This window comes from Streptomyces sp. NPDC002055 (assembly GCF_040296705.1).
Classification (GTDB): domain Bacteria; phylum Actinomycetota; class Actinomycetes; order Streptomycetales; family Streptomycetaceae; genus Streptomyces.
Genome location: NZ_JBEOXS010000073.1, coordinates 18,206 through 33,280 on the forward strand (window position 1 = coordinate 18,206; position 15,075 = coordinate 33,280).

The following is a 15,075-nucleotide window of genomic DNA, read 5'->3' on the forward strand; positions in this document are numbered from 1 at the left end:
TCACCGGGTGCCTCCGTCAGAGGCTGAGCGGGGACTCCGGTTCGCCCTCCCAGAACCGGAAGTACTCCTGGCCCCAGTAGGTGTCCCAGCCGTTGACGCCGAGGGCGTGCAGAATCGCGTCCACCGCGGAGAAGAACAGCTGGTTGACCTCCGGGATCCACAGCACGCCGAACACCGCGATCAGACCGAACGGCGCGAACGGCTCCACCTGCCGCCGCACGCCCGCGGACAGCCAGGGTTCGATCACGCCGTAGCCGTCCAGCCCCGGGACCGGCAGGAAGTTCAGAATGGCCGCGGTGACCTGGAGCAGCGCCAGGAAGGCCAGGGCGTACCGGAACACCGCCGGCACCCCGTCCACGGTGCCGAGCCAGAACGGCGCGGTCAGGGCGACGGCGACGGCCACGTTGGTGAGCGGTCCGGCCGCGGAGATCAGACTGTGCCGCACCCGGCCCTTGATCCGGCCCCGCTCGATGAACACCGCCCCGCCCGGCAGACCGATCCCACCCATGATCACGAAGACGACGGGCAGCACGATGCTCAGCAGGGCGTGCGTGTACTTGAGCGGGTTGAGGGTGAGGTAGCCCTTGGCGCCGATCGAGATGTCACCGCCGTGCAGGGCGGTCCGCGCATGGGCGTACTCGTGCAGACAGAGCGAGACGATCCAGCCGGAGACGACGAACAGGAAGACGGCGAAGCCCTTGCTCGTCGAGAAGTTCGTCCACACCGCCCAGGCGGAGACGCCCATGATCGCGACAAGAGCCAGGAACACGGGGCTGACGCGGCGGTCACTGCGGGCGATGGCGGTTGTCATAGCCTCCTCAATCTTCCGGGAAGGAGTTCCGTCTGCTGGCCGTGACGCCGGGCCGCGGCGCCCCCGGCGACCGCCCACCGGCCGTCGTGCCCGTGGCAGACCCCGTCCGTACCGGCGGACCGCGGCCGGTCGCGGTGGTGCGTGCCACAGCGGCTTCCGGCCGAATCCTCCGACGTCAACGCCGATGACCCTACCCGCGCGGCCCGTCCGGACCGCCTCCCCCCTCGTGGAGCCTCGACCTGCGCCGGAGTCCACCGTTGGGACACGCCCCGGCACCGGGCCCGGCGTCGTTCGGCCCGACACCGGGCCCGGCGTCCGTTCGGCCCGGGGCGGGGAGGGGGACGCCGGCCCCGCGGTGGGGAGGAGGCGATTCGCCCCGTACCGGGCCGCCGCCTCGGCCGGTTCCCCGCCCCACGGCCGGTCGCCCGTCTCTGCGCCCGCCGCTGCGCCGCCTCCGCGCCCGGCCGCCGGCCGGCTGTGGGCCGGGCCACCTCCGCCAACTGCCGTACCCGGTGGGCCCACTGGATGATCGTCGTAGGAAAACCCGGCGCGCCCGGCCCGGTGTTGCGGGCAGGCTGAACCCATGGCGATCTGGAAAATCCACTACCCCTCCTGGGAGATGGAGTGCTGCGGCACCCCGTTCTCCGTCGGCGACGAGGTCGCGTGGATCGTGCAGCTGGAGTCCCCGGACGATCTGACGCCCGGCCTCTGGGACGACTGCTACAGCGAAGTCGAGGGCGTACTCCACCCCCTGACCGGCGAGGACGGACCCGGCGCGGTCCTGCGGGCCGGCGGGCTGACCGCCCTCTGGGCGGCCCCGCCCCCGTACCCCGCCGAGCCCTCGCAAGCCGTCGGGTCCCCGCAAGCCGCCGAGGCCCGGCAAGTCGCCGAGTCCTGGCAAACCGCCGAGCCGCCGCAAGCCGTCGCGGCCCCGTATCCGCCGCGGGCGCGCCTCACCGGGCTGCTGTCCGTCAACGACCACGGCCCGGAGCCCGAGGTGGTGCCGCAGACCACCGGCCGGGTGCGCGCCATCCACGTGGTGACCAGGGGTTTCCGGGAAACCGCGCCGGGCTCGCGGACCCTGGTCCCGGTGCCGGGGGAGCTCCGGCTGCGGCCGGAGCGGACCTGTCCCAAGTGGTTCGCGGACGAGGTGCCGACGGAGCCCGGGGGCACCGTCGGCCACCGTTCCGAGACGGGCGTTCTGGTCACCCTGGAGACACCGGACACACCGGCATGACCCGGACCGGCCGTCGTTGATCATCGGGGAGAATGGCCCCGTGCGCTACGCCATACTCGGCACCACTCGGGCCCACCGGGACGACGGTTCCCCCGTCGTCCTCGGCGGCGTGCGGCTGCGCGCCCTGCTCACCGCGCTGGCCCGGCACCCCGGCCGGGTGCGCCCGGCGGAGGCGCTGATCGCCGAGATCTGGGACGGGGACCCGCCCGCCGACGCCACCGGGGCGCTGCAGGCCCTGGTCGGACGGCTGCGGCGGGCCCTCGGCCACGAGGCCGTCGGCTCGGCCGAGGGCGGCTACCGGCTGTGCGCCGCACCGGACGACGTCGACCTGTACCGCTTCGAACGGCTCGCGGACGAGGGGTCCCGCGCCCTGGCCGACGGCGACCCGGCACGGGCGGCCGCCCTGCTCGACGACGCCCTCGCCCTCTGGCAGGGCCCGGCCCTCACCGACCTCCCCGGCGACGCCGGTGCGGCGGCGGCGCGGGCCGAGCTCCGCCGCATGGAGGCCCGCCGGTCCCGCCTCGCCGCCGACCTCGAACTCGGCCGCGCCGACCGGGCCCTCCCCGAACTGACCGCCCTCTGCGCGGCCGACCCGCTGAACGAACCCCTCCAGGCGCTGCGCATCCGCGCCCTGCGCGACACCGGCCGCCGCGCCGACGCCCTGGCGGCCTACGAGGAGGTCCGCCGGACGATCGCCGACCGCCTCGGCACCGACCCCAGCACCGGACTGCGCTCCCTGCACGCCGAGTTGCTCAGCGACCGGCTCCCGCCGGAGGCCGTCGGCGCCGGTGCCCCGCGGTCCGGCCGGCCCGCAGCACCGGGCGCCGGGGGGCCGGTCGCCCCGCCGGACGACGACTCCCGCGCTCCGTCGGATGCCGCACGGCGCGTCCCGCCGGCGGACGCCGCACGGCATGTCCCTGCGTCGGGCGCCGCGCCGTACGCCGCTCCGTTCGAAGGCGCACCGCGCACGCCCGCCCCTCCGTCGGACACCGCCCGTCCGGACCGGCCGGGCGAGGCGCAGCCGTCGGCGGAGGGGGACCATCAGGCGCGGCCCCGAGCGGGGAAGCCCAGCGGCGAAGGCCCGGAGTCCAGCGGCGGAGCACCGGAGTCCAGCGGCGGAGCGCCGGAGTCCAGCGGCGGAGCACCGGAGCCCAGCGGCGAAACCCCGGAGTCCAGCGGCGAGCGGAGACCCGGCCCGCGCGCCGCCACCGCCCGGCCGGGCAACATGCGGGCCCGGCTGACCAGTTTCGTCGGCCGGGAGAGCGATCTCGACACCCTGCGCGGCGATCTTGCCGCCGCCCGGCTCGTCACCCTGCTGGGCCCCGGCGGGGCCGGGAAGACCCGGCTCTCCCAGGAGGCCGCGGAAGCCGTGGCCGACCACTGGCCGGACGGCGTCTGGTTCGCCGAACTGGCCCCCGTGGAGGACCCGCAGACCGTCCCGGAGACCGTGCTCACCACGCTCGGCGGGCGGGAGACGGTGCTCCGCGGCAGCGCCGCCGAACTGCGCGCGGCCACCGACCCCAGCGCGGCCGACCCGCTGCCCCGGCTCGCCGAGCACTGTGCGCGGCGCCGGATGCTGCTCGTCCTCGACAACTGCGAGCATGTGATCGGCGCCGCCGCCGCACTGGCCGAATTCCTCCTCGTCAGCTGCCCCGACGTCACCGTGCTCGCCACCAGCCGGGAACCGCTCGGCGTGCCCGGCGAACTGGTCCGGTCCGTGGAGCCGCTGCCCGACCCGGTCGCGCTGCGGTTGCTCGCCGACCGCGGCGCGGCGGCCCGCCCCGGATTCCGCACCGAGGACGACCCCGAGGCCTGCGCCGAGATCTGCCGCCGACTGGACGGGCTGCCGCTCGCCGTGGAACTCGCCGCGGCGCGGCTCAGACTGCTCACCCCACGCCAGCTCGCCGACCGTCTGGACGACCGCTTCCGCCTTCTGACCAGCGGCAGCCGTACCGTTCTGCCCCGGCAGCAGACCCTGCGCGCCGTCGTCGACTGGTCCTGGGACCTCCTCGACGACGACGAACGGGCCGTCCTGCGCCGCCTGTCGGTCTTCGCGGGCGGCTGCGACCTGCCGGCCGCGGAAGAGGTCTGCGGCGACGGGAGACCCGGGCCGTCCCCGTCCCCGGAGCTCCCCCGACTCCCCACCCCCGTCGCCCCCGCCGCACCGTCGCTCGACGTCCGGGACATCGCCGCCCTGCTCGGCTCCCTGGTCGACAAGTCGCTTCTCGTGGCGGAGCCGTCGGCCGACGGCGACGGGATGCGCTACCGGCTGCTGGAGACCGTCGCCGAGTACGCCGCCGCCCGGCTCGACGAGGCGGCCGAACGGGCCGTGGCCGAGCACCGGCACCTGGTGCACTTCCGGGAACTGGCCCGCACCGCCGACCCGTTGCTCCGCGGCCCGGACCAGCGCCGCTGGCTGGAACGGCTGGAGCAGGAGCACGACAACCTGCGGATCGCGCTCCGCCGGGCGATCGCCGCCCGCGACGAGCACGAGGCCCTCTGCCTGGTGCTCTCCCTGGGCTGGTTCTGGCAGCTGCGTGACCACCGCACCGACGCCCGCTTCTGGTCGGCGGCCGCCGCCGAGCTGGGCCCCGACCCGTTCCGGACCCCCGTCGAGCCGGCGCCCGACCTCTTCGACCATCCCGTCGAAGCCCCACCGCCGATGCCTCCCCAGCTCCTCCAGGAGGCCCGCCGAGGGGTGCGGCTGCTCACCCTCGCCAACATGGAGGGCAACCTCGGCGACGCCGGCAGCCCCGCCATGCGGGAGGGACTGCGGGGCATGGTCTCGGCCTACCGCGCCGGGCAGCCGCAGACCTGCCGCTTCCCGGGCTTCATGTGGTACTACGCCGTGGTGCTGACCGGCGAGTTCGAGCAGCTGCGGACCACCGTCGACGGCGCGGTGGACGGCTGCCGCGCCTACGGCTACGTCTGGGAGCTCGCCTTCGTCCTGCAGTTCCGCGCCCGGCTGATGGCGGAACACGCCGGCAAGCAGCGGGTGGTCCGGCAGGACGCCGACGAGAGCCTGGAGATCTTCGTCCGGCTCGGCGACATGTGGGGCGTGGCCGAGGCGCTCTCCTCCCGTGGCGAGGCGCGGGAGCGGCGCGGCGAGTACCGGGCCGCGGCCGAGGACTTCCGGGAGGCGATCCGCTACGCCCAGCGGCTCGGCGCGCTCGGCCAGGTGCCGCTGCTGCGGACCCGGCTGGGCGGGGCCCTCATCGAGGCGGGAGAGGACGAGACCGGCGAGCGGATGCTCCGCGAGGCGCTGGCCGAGAGCCGGCACTCCGGGCAGGACGCCACCACCTTCGCCCATCTGCAGCTCGCCGTCCGGCTCGGCCGCACCGGCCGCACGGACGAGGCCCGCGGTCATCTCGACCAGCTGCTGGCGGAGTTCCGTCACCAGCCGCCCGAGATCTTCGAAGGGGTGCTGCGGAGCCTGCTCGGCTGGCTGGACATCCTCGACGGGCGACCCGAGGAGGGGCTGCGCAACATCCGCGAGGCCCTGGTCAAGTGCCAGGACCCGCTCACCCGGATCGTCGCCCCCACCATGCCGGTGGTCCAGCTGCTCAACGGCGCCCGCGGCCACGCGGCCCTCGGCGGCAGGGACGGTGCGGAGCGGGCCGCCCGGCTGCTCGGCGCGTACGACGCCCTCATCCCCGACGGGCACCATGCCGCAGCGCTGGAGCGGGAGACCCGCGGGCAGGCGGAGGAATCCGCCCGGGCCCTGCTGACCCCCGAGAGGTACGAGCGCGGGCGGACCGAAGGCGGCCGCCTCACCGTCGAGGAGGCCACCGCCCTGGTCTGAGCGGGCACGCCCGCTCAGGTGCGCTTGCGGAACTTCGCCACCGCCAGCGGCGCCGTCACCACCGTGATGCCCACCGCCCAGGCCAGGGTGACCATGACCGGATGGGCCACCGCGCCCTGGCCGTTCATCAGCGCCCGGGCCGCGTCCGCCAGCTGGGAGAGCGGGTTGTAGTCGGTGAAGCTCTGCAGCCAGCCGGGCATCGACGTGGGCGGTGCGAAGATCGACGAACCGAACTGCAGCGGCATGATCACCAGGAAGCCCAGCCCCTGCACCGCCTGCGGGGTCTTCAAGGAGAGCCCCAGCAGCATGAAGATCCAGGTCAGTGAGGATCCGAAGAGCAGCGCGAGCGCCACCGCGCCGAGCAGCTCCAGCGGGCCGGTCTTCAGATCGAAGCCGATGACGAAGCCCACGGTCAGCAGCACGACCGTGGAGACCAGCATCCGGCCGCTCTCCACCAGCAGCTTGGCGATCAGCACCGAGGAGCGGGCGATGGGCATGGTCCGGAAACGGTCCATCACCCCCTTGTTGAAGTCGTCGTTGACCCCGGTGCCGACCGACATCGCGATGTTCAGTCCGCCCATGGCCATCAGGCCGGGAACGACGTAGTTGATGTAGACGTCCCGGTCACCGCCCAGGCTGCCGCCCACCGCGCCGCCGAAGACGTACACGAACAGCATCGTGAAGATGATCGGCATCAGCACGGCGTCGAACATCGACTCCGGGTCGGCCTTGATCTGCAGGGCGTTGCGGCGCACCAGCGCACCGATGTGCCGCAGGTTCGCGCGCAGCCCGATCCGCCCCTCACCGGGGAGCTTCTTCGCGGACAGGGGAGCCCCGCCCGGCTGCACCGTGGTGGCGCTCATGCGGCGACCTCCTCGAGTTCGGGGGCCTCTGGGCCCTGCGGGGAGGTCTTCTGGCCGGTGAGGGCCAGGAACACCTCGTCCAGACTGGGCAGATGGGTGTCGATACCGGCGATCGCGAATCCCCGCTCGCCCAGCAGCCCTATCACCGCGGTCAGCTGTTCGTCGCTCACGATCGGGACGTTGACCAGGCCTTCCTCCACATCGGCGGTGGCGCCGGCGATGCCGTCGAGCCCCGCCTGCGCGATGGCGTCGACCATCGGCGTCAGCTGCCCGGGGTCGGCCGGACGGACCTGGAGGGTGCGGCCGCCGACCTTCGCCTTCAGCTCGTTCACCCGGCCCTCGGCGATGACCTTGCCGCGGTCGATGACGGTCAGCTCGCTCGCCAGCTGCTCGGCCTCCTCCATGTACTGGGTGGTGAGCAGCACGGTGGCGCCGTCGCCGACCATCCTCCGGACCTCCTCCCACACCTCGTTGCGGGTGCGCGGGTCCAGGCCCGTCGTCGGCTCGTCCAGATACAGCACCGCCGGGCGGCCGATCATGGACGCCGCCAGGTCGAGACGGCGCCGCATGCCGCCCGAGTACTGCGCGGCGGGGCGCTTGGCCGCCTCGGTGAGCGAGAAGCGCTCCAGCAGCTCGTCGGCCCGGCGGCGGGCGTCCTTGCGCGGCAGGTCGAGCAGCCGCCCGATCATGTAGAGGTTCTCCCAGCCGGACAGCTTCTCGTCCACCGAGGCGTACTGCCCGGTCAGGCCGATGGTGCGGCGCAGCTGGCGCGGCTGCCGCACCACGTCGTACCCCGCGACGGTCGCGGTGCCGGCGTCCGGCACCAGGAGCGTGGAGAGGCACCGGACCAGCGTCGTCTTGCCGGCGCCGTTCGGCCCGAGGACACCGAGGACGGTGCCTTCCTTCACCTTCAGATCCACCCCGTCGACGGCGCGGGTCTCACCGAAGTGCTTGACCAGCCCCCGTACTTCGACGGCGTTGCCCCCACCGGGGCCGTTGTCGAGTCTCGTCATGGCCCTCACGGTGCCATGCCCCACCGACAATCCACCGACAGGACGCCGACAGCCTGCCGACGGTGCCGACAGCCTCACGACACGCTCGCCGAAGGCCCGTCGACCTCCGGCCGACGGGCGGCCCCGCCGTTCACGACGACCGGCGGTGTCGCCCCGACGCCGACAGCCTGCCGACGGGGGAGATCGGCAGGCTGTCGGCCGGGGGAGGGCCGTGCGGCCCCGTCCGCCGCGGCGCTGCGTACGGCAGCGGCTCGGCGCCGGGCGGATCCCCCGCTCGGTGGCGGCTCGGTGCCCGGCCGGCCGGCTCCGGCGGGGGAGCGGACGGCCGGGCGGTGAGGATCAGTGGAAGCTGTGCTCCTCGGCCGGGTACGCGCCGCCGACGACGTCCTCCGCGAACGCCTTGGCGGCACCGCCCAGGGCCTCGCGCAGCTGCGCGTACTGCTTGACGAACCGGGGGACCCGGCCGGCCGTCATGCCGGCCATGTCCGTCCACACCAGCACCTGCGCGTCGCACTCCGGGCCCGCGCCGATGCCGACGGTCGGGATGTGCAGCGACCGGGTGACCTCGGCGGCCAGCTCGGACGGCACGAGCTCCAGGACCACCGCGAAGGCGCCCGCGTCCTGCACCGCCTTCGCGTCCCGGCGGAGCTGCTGGGCGGCCTCCTCGCCGCGGCCCTGCACCGGGTAGCCGCCGTAGGCGTTGACCGACTGCGGGGTGAGCCCGATGTGCGCCATCACCGGGATGCCCGACTGGACGAGCAGCTCGATCTGGTGCGCCGAGCGCTCGCCGCCCTCCAGCTTCACGGCGCCGACACCGGCGTCCTTCACCAGCCGGGTGGCGTTCCGCAGGGCCTGTACCGCGCCCTCCTGGTACGACCCGAAGGGCAGGTCGCCGACGATCAGCGCCCGGCCGGTGCCGCGGACCACCGCGGCGGAGAGCATCGTGACCTCGTCCATCGTCACCGGGACGGTGGACTCGTAGCCGAGGTGACAGTTGCCCATCGAGTCGCCGACCAGCATGACCGGGATGCCGGACTCGTCGAAGACGGCGGCGGTCATCGCGTCGTAGGCGGTGAGCATGGGCCACTTCTCGCCGCGGTGCTTGGCGGCGGCGATGTCACGGACGGTGATCCGCCGGGTGCCGGTGCCCCCGTACAGGGCCTTGCTGCTGTCCGCGCCGGAGGCGGCGGAAGAGGGCTGTTTCGAGGCAGGCGAAACGTGCGTCATGGCAACGGCTCCTTCGTCATCTCGAGGCGCCCTGACGGCGTCCCCGGACCAGCTCCATGGTGGCACCTGGTGCCCCGCCGGGAAAGGGGACGCGGACAGCTGTGGCCCGCGCCTCGTTCCCGCCCTTATCCGGGCTGTGCCGGGGCTCTCCCGGGCTGCCGGCGGGCTTCACCGCGTCCGGATCCAGGCCCCTCCGGACCGGCGCCGCGCCTCCGCGGATCCCTTCCCCGGCCGCTTCCGGGCCGGTGCCGGCGGCCACCGGACAGCCGGGGCGAGGTCCGGGCCCGCGGGCGTCATTCCGATACGGAACGGCGCCGTATCGAAAGGTCCCGTAATGTGCTGAACATGGCGAATTCCATCGGCGCCACCACCCCCCGCGGGGTTCCGGAGGACATCCACCGCCGCCGCTGGCTGATCCTGGCCGTGCTGATGTTCAGCCTGCTCATCGTGGTGCTGGATCACTCGATCCTGAACGTGGCGATGAAGACGATCTCCACCCCGCCTCCGCACGGGCTGGGCGCCACCCAGAGCCAGCTGGAATGGGCCATCAACGCCTACACGCTGGTCTTCGCCGGCATCCTCTTCACCGCGGGCCTGCTCGGCGACCGCCTCGGCCGCAAGAAGATCCTGCTCTACGGCATGGCCATCTTCGGCACCGGCTCGGTGCTCGCCGCGGTGTCCGATTCACCCGGACAGCTCATCGCCTTCCGCGCCGTCATGGGCCTCGGCGGGGCCTTCGTCATGCCCGCCACCCTCGCCATCCTGATGAACGTCTTCGAACCCGAGGAACAGCCCCGGGCCATCGGCTTCTGGGTCGGCGGCGTCGGCATCGCCATCGCGATCGGCCCGATCACCGGCGGACTGCTGCTCGAACACTTCTGGTGGGGCTCGGTCTTCCTGGTCAACGTGCCCGTCGTCGCCCTGGGCCTGATCGGCATGCTGCTGTTCGTCCCCGAATCCCGGGACCCCGAGCCCGGCGCCCTCGACCCACTGGGCGTCCTGCTCTCCATCGTCGGCCTCGTCCTGCTGGTGTACGGCATCATCCGCGGCGGCCAGCTCGCCGACTTCGGCGACCTCCGGGTGCTCGGCGCGATCGGAGCCGGGGCCACCGTCCTGGCCGGTTTCGTCCTGTACGAGAAGCGCAGCGACCATCCGGCCTTCGACATGGCCTACTTCCGGAAACCGGCCTTCTCGGCGGCCGTGGCGGCCGTCTCGCTGGTCTTCTTCGCGCTGATGGGCGTCACCTTCTTCAGCGTCTTCTACACCCAGAGCGTGCGCGGCTACAGCCCGCTCCAGACCGGCGTCCTGATCCTGCCGCTCGCCGCCACCCAGCTGGTCTTCGCGCCCCGGGCCCGGCTGATCGTCGAGCGGTACGGGCCACGGGTGGTGTGCACCGGCGGCCTGCTGCTCGTGGCCCTGGCCCTGGCCGGATTCACCCTGCTCGGCCAACACACCCCGATCTGGGTCCTGGAGGTGCTCTTCTTCGTCCAGGGCATCGGGATGGCCCACACCATGCCCCCCGTCACCACCTCGATCATGCAGGCGCTGCCGCGGGAGAAGGCGGGCTCCGGCTCGGCCATCAACAACACCTTCCGGCAGGTCGGCGGCGCCCTCGGAGTGGCGGTGCTCGGCTCGGTGCTGTCCACCGGCTACCGGGCGGGTATCGAGGACCGGCTCCGGGTGCTGCCGCCGGGGATGCGGCACGCCGCGGGCGAGTCCATCGAGGCGACCCTCGCGGCCGTCGAACGCATGGGGCCGCAGGGCCGCTCCCTGGTGCAGCCGGCCCATGACGCCTTCCTCCACGCCATGCACACCACCGCCCTCGGGGCGTCCGGGGCCGCCCTGCTCGGCGCGGCCGTCGTGGCGCGCTACCTGCCCGGACGCACCCCGCCGCCGGACGGCCCGCGGACCGGAGACGGCCCGCAGGGAGCCGCGTCGGACACGGGGGCCGCGTCGGACACGGGGGCCGGTGCCGCGAGGGCGGACCGGTGACGGGGCGGGCCGCGGGCGGGGGAGCGGCCGGGACCGGGACCGGGGCCCGGTCCGCGTCCGTCGAGGGACGCGGGGCGGGGCCGGAGTCCGGGGCGGGCCTCCAGGCCGCCGAGCGCCGCGGGCGCCCGCGGAACGCCGCCGCCGGCACCGCGATCGTCGAAGCGGTTCTCCGCCTCCTGGAGGAGGGCGTCACCGTCGGCGAACTCTCCATGGAGCGGATCGCCCGGGAGGCGGGCGTCGGCAAGGCCACCGTCTACCGGCGCTGGCCGGGCAAGGAGGCCCTGCTGCTCGACGTGCTGCACTCCCTCGACCTGCACACCCCCGAGCCCGCGGGCGTCTCGGTCCGTGACGATCTGGTGGTCACGCTGGAGTTCCTGCGGCGGCGCGGACTCGCCAAACGCTCCTCCGCGGTGCTGCGGGCGGTGGTCGCCGAGGTGCGGGCACACCCGGCGCTCTGGAAGCAGTACCACGACACGGTCGTCCAGCAGCGGCGCGAAGCCGTGCTCGCCGTACTGCGGCGCGGGACCGCCTCCGGCGAGGTGCGCGACGACGTGGACCTCGACGTTCTCGCCGATCTCTTCGTCGGGCCGATGCTGGCCCGGGTCGTCCTGCAGGACTGGAAGGAACTGCCCCCGGGGCTGCCCGAGCAGATCGTGGACACGGTCCTTCACGGTGTGCGTCCACCGGGCGGACCGGGTGTGCGCCCGCAGTCCGGACCGGACGTGCGCCCGCAGTCCGGACCGGACAGGAGCCCGCAGTCCGGACCGGACAGGAGCCCGCAGTCCGGACCGGACAGGAGCCCGCAGTCCGGACCGGACGGGCGTCCGGAGGGCGGGCCGGGCGGCCGCCCGCCGGCCGGTCCCGGTGTGCGCCCACCGGCCTGACCGGTCCGGGGCGCGGACCCGGGCCCGGCCGGAACGCCCCGTCGCCGGGACCGTCGTGACCCCGGACCGGCCGGTCACGGGGAGGGCTGAAAATCGCCGTTCCGGGCAGCAGTTCCAGGACGGTCCGCCGGGGCTCCGGCACCGGTCCGCCGCCCGCGCCCCGCCGCGGCCCCGGGGGCCGGGAACGGGCTTTCGCACCTCGGTGTTTGTCCAGGTTCTGTCACAGGGCTCCCACACCCGGGGCCGACCGGAACCCAGCCCCCGGAAGCGATCGTCATCGTGGGAGAACCGACCACCCCGGGCGGCAAGGAACCCACTGGTCATCGCCTATGGTGCGTAGGCGGAGAGCGGCGCGAAGCAAGCGAGGAACGGCACATGACGCAGGCGTACACGACGGATACGGGTCACGGCAGCTCGGGCTCCGAGCGGACCGGGTCCCGGGCCCGACGCCTGTTCCGCGGCTGGCACGGTCCGGGAATCTGGCGCCGCGGCATCTTCCTCGCGGCGTTCGCCCTGCTGATCACCGGCGCGCTGGCCTTCCACTCCGAGGTCCCCAACACCGTCGGCAACCTCGGCAGCCTGCTGGAGACGTTCCTGCCGTGGCTGGGACTTTTCGTTCCGCTGCTGCTGGTGGCCGCTCTGTTGCGCCGGTCGGCGACCGCGCTCATCGCGCTGGCGGCACTGGCCGCGGTGTGGCTGAACATGTTCGGCGGCCTCGTCGGCGGCAAGTCCGACTCCAAGGGCGACCTGACGGTGGCCACCCACAACGTGAACGCGGAGAACGCCGACCCGCGGGGCACCGCGGCCAACGTCGTCGACTCCGGAGCCGACGTCGTCGCGCTGGAGGAACTGACGGGCGAGGCCCTGCCGACGTACCGGAAGGCGCTCGGGGGCACGTACAAGTACCACTCCGTGCAGGGCACCGTCGGGGTGTGGAGCAAGTACCCGCTCAACGATGTCCGCCCGGTCGACATCAAGCTGGGCTGGACGCGGGCGCTGCGCGGCACCGTGCAGACCCCGAAGGGGGACGTCGCCGTCTACGTCGCCCATCTGCCCTCCGTCCGGGTCAAGTTCAACGCGGGCTTCACCGCAGGTCAGCGGGACGGCAGCGCGGCGGCCCTGGGCAACGCCATCGCGGGTGAGAGCCTGGACAAGGTGGTGCTCCTCGGCGACCTCAACGGCACCATGAACGACCGCTCGCTGGCCCCCGTCACCGCCCAGATGCGTTCCACGCAGGGCGCGTCGGGCGACGGGTTCGGCTTCAGCTGGCCCGCCGGGTTCCCGATGGCGCGGATCGACCAGATCATGGTGCGCGGTGTCGAGCCGGTGGCCTCGTGGTCCATGCCGGCGACCGGCAGCGACCATCTGCCGCTGGCGGCCTCGGTCGAGCTGTAGGGACGGTTCGGAGGGGCGTTCGGAGGGAGCCTCCGGAGGGGTGTCCTGAGCGGGCTGGACGGATCGGGCTGGATGGATCGGGCCGGACGGAGCGGGCCGGACGGAGCGGGTACGCGGGCCCGGTGGGACCGTGCGCTTCGGGCCGTCCGGCGCGTGTCGGCCCGATGTGAGACGGCCCACTCCGTGACGGTCCAGTGCGCGGCCGGGTGCCGTCCGGGGGGTGCGGTGCGGACCGGGTGAGCCGTGGTGCCGGGCGGGCGGTGGCCGGTCCCGCGTATCCCGCGTGTTCCGAGGTGGGGGCCGGTGTGGGTCGGTGCCTGGACGGTTGCGGGGGAGCGATCGCTGCCGCGGGCGCGGCGGCGGGGAGGTTTGGCCTGTTCGCAAAGCGGAGTTCACGGGCCGGAACATTCAGGCTGGGAGACTTTGTTTCGTAATCGAACTTACGAAACACTGCCCGTCCCCCTGCCCCGCCCCCGCCCTTCCGCGCGCAACCCCCGAAAGGTTCCTCCATGCCCCTGGCCTTGCTCGCTCTCGCGATCAGCGCCTTCGGTATCGGCACCACCGAGTTCGTGATGATGGGCCTCCTGCCCAACGTCGCGAACGACCTGGGCACCTCCGTGCCCACCGCCGGCTACCTCGTCTCCGCCTACGCCATCGGCGTCGTCGTCGGCGCCCCGCTTCTGACCGCGCTCGGCTCCCGGATCCCGCGCAAGCGGATGCTCGTCCTGCTCATGGGCCTGTTCACGGTGGGCAACCTGGCGTCCGCGCTCGCCCCGAACTTCGGGCTGCTGGCCGGCGGGCGGGTCCTCGCAGGGCTGCCGCACGGCGCGTTCTTCGGCGTCGGAGCGGTGGTCGCCGCCCGGCTGGTGGACGAGGGGCGACAGGCGCGGGCGGTCGCCACGATGTTCCTGGGGCTCACCGTCGCCAACATCGTCGGCGTACCCGTCGGCACCCTGCTCGGACAGCAGCTCGGCTGGCGGTCGACGTTCCTGGTGGTGACGGGCATCGGGGTGCTGGCGATGGCCGCGCTCGCCCGGCTCGTCCCGCACATGCCGCTCGACGAGCGGGCCGGCCTCGGACGCGAGCTGCGCGCCCTCGGCGACCGGCAGGTGCTGCTCGGGCTGCTGACCGCCGTCTTCGGGTTCGCCGGGGTCTTCGCCGTCTACAGCTACCTGGCCTCGATGATGACCGAGGTCACCGGGCTCGCCGAGACGTCGGTGACGGTGGTGCTGGCGCTGTTCGGCACCGGGATGACGCTGGGCGCCCTCGTCGCCGGACCGCTGACCGACCGCGCGCTGCGGCCCACCCTCTACGGGGCGCTGGGCGCCCTCGCGGTGGTCCTGGTCGTCTTCGACTTCACGGTGCATGTGACCTGGGCGGCGCTCGTCACTGTGGTGCTGCTGGGGGCGGTCGGCTTCATGACGACGACACCGCTGCAGATGCTCGTCATGAACAAGGCCCGGCATGCTCCCACGCTGGCCTCGGCCTCCAACCACTCGGCGTTCAACCTGGCGAACGCGGGCGGGGCGTGGCTCGGCGGTGCGGCGATCGCGGCGGGGTGGGGGTGGACGTCACCGACTCTGGTGGGGGCGGTGCTCGCCGTTCTGGGGCTGGGGATTGCGGCGGTTGCGGGGGTGCTCGATCGGGATGGTGGGGGGTCCGGGGTTTCCGGGGCGTCCGGGTCGCGGGTGGTGGCTCGTAGTTCGGATCCGGTGCGGACGGAGTGGGTCGGCTGAGGCGGGGGTGCGCGCCGAGGGGGTGTGCGGGCGGGGGCCGGGGCCTCCGGGGTGGGGGGTTCCGGAACGTATATTTACGGCCCTGGGGGCCACAAATACACGGAAGCTTCCGGAA

At 73.7% G+C, this 15,075-nt stretch carries 9 protein-coding genes and 1 pseudogene; 6 read left to right on the top strand and 4 right to left on the bottom strand.

All coding sequences use genetic code 11. The features are described from left to right. Window positions 1-16: 16 nt before the first annotated feature. The gene (locus ABT112_RS30485; protein ID WP_351515018.1) at window positions 17-811 is read right to left on the bottom strand and encodes a site-2 protease family protein; all 795 of its coding nucleotides are present in this window, start codon (window positions 809-811) and stop codon (window positions 17-19) included. 583 nt (window positions 812-1,394) lie between these two features. Here ABT112_RS30485 and ABT112_RS30490 point away from each other — a divergent pair. Beyond that, window positions 1,395-2,048: a DUF6578 domain-containing protein gene (locus tag ABT112_RS30490; RefSeq protein ID WP_351515019.1), complete on the top strand. Its 654-nt coding sequence runs from the start codon at window positions 1,395-1,397 to the stop codon at window positions 2,046-2,048. 40 nt (window positions 2,049-2,088) lie between these two features. Beyond that, a complete protein-coding gene (locus ABT112_RS30495) occupies window positions 2,089-5,850 on the top strand; it encodes an AfsR/SARP family transcriptional regulator (protein ID WP_351515020.1) in 3,762 nt (1,253 codons plus the stop codon). Between the two features lie 14 nt (window positions 5,851-5,864). On the opposite strand, the gene ABT112_RS30500 is transcribed toward ABT112_RS30495, so the two are convergent. From ABT112_RS30500 to panB, 3 genes are all read right to left on the bottom strand, one after another. Next, window positions 5,865-6,713 (bottom strand): ABC transporter permease, encoded by an 849-nt coding sequence (locus ABT112_RS30500; RefSeq protein WP_351515021.1) that lies wholly within the window; start codon window positions 6,711-6,713, stop codon window positions 5,865-5,867. Continuing rightward, window positions 6,710-7,726, bottom strand: coding sequence for an ATP-binding cassette domain-containing protein (locus ABT112_RS30505; protein WP_351515022.1), 1,017 nt, complete (start codon window positions 7,724-7,726; stop codon window positions 6,710-6,712). Before ABT112_RS30505 ends, ABT112_RS30500 begins: the two co-directional genes overlap by 4 nt. Before the next feature lie 339 nt (window positions 7,727-8,065). Next, entirely contained in the window at window positions 8,066-8,953 is an 888-nt protein-coding gene (panB, locus tag ABT112_RS30510) for a 3-methyl-2-oxobutanoate hydroxymethyltransferase (protein WP_351515023.1), read from the bottom strand. Window positions 8,954-9,298: 345 nt separating this feature from the next. Here panB and ABT112_RS30515 point away from each other — a divergent pair, with 345 nt between their 5' ends. The 4 genes and pseudogenes from ABT112_RS30515 to ABT112_RS30530 all read left to right on the top strand — a co-directional run bounded on the left by ABT112_RS30515 (window position 9,299) and on the right by ABT112_RS30530 (window position 14,960). Then, window positions 9,299-10,945 carry an MFS transporter gene (locus tag ABT112_RS30515; RefSeq protein WP_351515024.1) on the top strand — a complete coding sequence of 549 codons (1,647 nt, stop codon included), beginning with the start codon at window positions 9,299-9,301 and terminating at the stop codon, window positions 10,943-10,945. Beyond that, window positions 10,942-11,631: pseudogene (locus ABT112_RS30520) on the top strand (TetR/AcrR family transcriptional regulator); the annotation flags it as partial. The gene ABT112_RS30515 and the pseudogene ABT112_RS30520, both read left to right, overlap by 4 nt. A 573-nt stretch (window positions 11,632-12,204) precedes the next feature. Next, window positions 12,205-13,224: an endonuclease/exonuclease/phosphatase family protein gene (locus ABT112_RS30525; RefSeq protein ID WP_351515025.1), complete on the top strand. Its 1,020-nt coding sequence runs from the start codon at window positions 12,205-12,207 to the stop codon at window positions 13,222-13,224. Window positions 13,225-13,733: 509 nt separating this feature from the next. Then, on the top strand, window positions 13,734-14,960 hold the full coding sequence (locus tag ABT112_RS30530) for an MFS transporter (RefSeq protein WP_351515026.1): 1,227 nt from the start codon (window positions 13,734-13,736) through the stop codon (window positions 14,958-14,960). Window positions 14,961-15,075 lie beyond the last annotated feature (115 nt).